The organism is Terrisporobacter muris (assembly GCF_024621905.1).
Taxonomy (GTDB): Bacteria; Bacillota; Clostridia; order Peptostreptococcales; family Peptostreptococcaceae; genus Terrisporobacter; species Terrisporobacter muris.
In genome coordinates, this window is the sequence record NZ_JANKBY010000432.1 from 1 (window position 1) to 2,504 (window position 2,504).

Consider the following 2,504-nt stretch of genomic DNA (forward strand, 5'->3'; position numbering starts at 1 on the left):
CAAACTAAATAATTAATAAAAAAAATAATTCTCCTACGTAAATTCATCTTTTCATCATTAGATATAAGATAAAAAAACATTAATATTATTATATCTCCTACTAAAAACATATAAAATAAATTATAATCTTTAGTAATTATAGTATGTGCTGATATTCTTTTTAGGAAGTAGCATATTTTCATTGTTAGAATGGTTCCTATCAATGATATCTGAATTATATTTTTTTTGCTCTTCTTTGTGCCTATACTAGATAAAATAATAAAAAAAACGCATAAGAATAAAGAAATAGTTAGTGTATTAAAATTTACAATAAAACCATTCATTACTCCCCCTCCTATTATTCAGTACTAAGCCAAATATATATCAGAAAACTCTAAATCAATAGATTCTCTATCTATTATAATGTTTTCAAGTTTACTTCTATTATCTTTAGTACTTTCTAAATAATTATCTTTAAGAATAACTTCAAATTTACTTCCATAACCTATCTTGCTATTAACTTGAATTTTAGCATGATGTACTGAAGCTAACTTTTTAACAAGATATAACCCAACCCCTGTTCCTTCTGCCGTTCTAGATAAGGATCTATTAACCTGTTCAAAATTTTCGAAAATAAAATCAAGTTTATTACTAGGTATTCCACTACCATTATCTTTAATCGCTATGGTTACATCTTTTTTATCCACTTTTAATAATACTTTTATTTTTCCACCTTTTTCAGTAAATTTTATTGCATTGGATAATAAATTAAGTATAATTTTTTCAATCTTTTCCTTATCCATAAAAATTAGAACTTCCCTTTTATTACTTTCAAATGTTATATTCAAATCTTTAGGCTTTGTATACTCTCTACATAAGTCAACAAGCAATTCTAGATATTTAACTAAATCATAGATTTTATAGTCTCTATAATATATTCCTGCCTCTATTTTGCTTATTTCCTCTATATTATTTAGTAGCCTTTTTAGTCTGTAAGAATTTTGTTTAACAGTTTTTGTATAGCTTCTCATTCCGTCATAATTATATATTTCATTCTTATCACCTAATAGTTTATTCACCTCAAATATAGTGTTTATAGGTTTTTTGATAATAGAAGAAACCCTCGTTAAAAACTCAGTTTTAAACTTATTTCTTTCTTTTATCATCTGAAGCTTATTATATACACTCTCCAACTGTTGTTCTATTTCCAAATCTCTTACTATAATAAGCAAATTATCTTGTTTTGGAACTTGCTCTATTGCTATAGATATCTTTTTATTTTTTTCTTGGTTTAAATAAAAAGTTTTAAAATTAAATTCTTCATTATTTTCTAAATATGTATCTATTGTTTTATTAAAATTCTCTAACCCCATGTCTTTTAACAATCTCATCATATACTTATTAGTATATACTTGCTTTTTAGTATATTTATTTACTAATATAATACCTTCTGGCAAAGTTTGAATTAAGCCATAATAAGTCTCCTTATTTTCATCTAGTTTATTCAAAGCAATTTCATGCTCAGTACAATCGCTAGCAATGCTTAATATCATTTTCTTACCATTTAGCATAAAGGTTGATGATATAAAATCTACAATTTTACCATTTTCTAATTCCAATTTACTTCTTTCTTGTTCTCTTACACCATTTTCTAAGATAAATATGTTATGTAAAAATTCATTCTTACTAGCTTTACTTATTCTTTTTTGTATTTTATCCATAGTCCACACATTCTTTATTGATGAATCTAAGCCAAATATATCCATTCCAATTTTATTAATGTAGCTAATATTATTTCCATCATGAATAAACACTCCATCACTTAATATATCCATTAAATTTTTATATCTAAGTTCACTTCTCTTCAATTTATCTTCCTCTAAAGATAGCTCTGTAATATCTTTTAACTCACATATTATCATTTCTTCATCTTCATAATAATCTTTTACTAAAACTAATTTATACTTTTTATTAAATAATCCTATTTGTAAAAAATTTTCTTTTCCAAAATCCATCTTGCTTATTTTATCAAATATAGATTTTAAGTCTTTATTTAATTCATTACTTATAAAATCATCTAACTTAAACTCTTCTACTTTATAATTATTTTCTAATAGTAATTCATCAAAGTATTTATTTTTAAAAATGCATTTATAATTAGACGCACTTAAAATTATTATAGGAATATTAATTATTTCAACTATACTTGATAATTTATCATTAACAGTTTTAATCTCATCTCTTATATAATTTTGTATACAAGTTTCTTCTTCTATTTCTTTTATTGTTCTTGAGATATATTGCTTGTTCATATAGAACTTATTTTTATTCAATTCATTTTCTTTATGTTTTTTATATATTATATTAATACATAAATCATTTAAAATACATAAGTTAATTGATATTTCATATATTGTATCAATTATCATAGAACCATAAATTTCTGTATAGGCTGCTACAATAGTAAATATTATAGGAACAATATATTTCTTAAAACTTCCTTTACTTTTTGCTTTTATATGAAA

At 23.0% G+C, this 2,504-nt stretch carries 2 protein-coding genes; both read right to left on the minus strand.

Annotation, left to right across the window (positions count from 1 at the left end):
• A partial coding sequence (locus NSA58_RS18815) for a hypothetical protein (protein WP_257560839.1) occupies positions 1 to 323 on the minus strand: 323 nt, incomplete at its 3' end.
• 24 nt (positions 324 to 347) lie between these two features.
• Positions 348 to 2,504 (minus strand): sensor histidine kinase (locus tag NSA58_RS18820; RefSeq protein WP_257560840.1); only part of this gene is annotated, 2,157 nt, incomplete at its 5' end.